The following is a 240-nucleotide window of genomic DNA, read 5'->3' on the forward strand; positions in this document are numbered from 1 at the left end:
TACCATCGGCGCTAGAGAGCTTAACTTCCGTGTTCGGTATGGGAACGGGTGTGACCTCTCTGCCATCATTACCAGACTGTATTCATTTAAGACAAGAATTATTGTAACTTATTTAACTTTTAAAGTCAACAAGTTTTTTATATTCTTTCAAAACTAGATAACATTGCTTCATATTATATGGTTAAGTCCTCGATCTATTAGTATTCGTCAGCTCCACATGTCACCATGCTTCCACCTCGA

The 240-nt window shown here is 37.5% G+C and carries 1 rRNA gene; it reads right to left on the reverse strand.

Features of this window, described 5'->3' with window-relative positions:
* Positions 1-76, reverse strand: a 5S ribosomal RNA gene (gene rrf / locus JDS95_RS30800); the annotation flags it as partial.
* Positions 77-240 lie beyond the last annotated feature (164 nt).

It is taken from the genome of Bacillus cereus group sp. N24 (genome assembly GCF_016483345.1).
GTDB classification, from domain to species: domain Bacteria; phylum Bacillota; class Bacilli; order Bacillales; family Bacillaceae_G; genus Bacillus_A; species Bacillus_A toyonensis.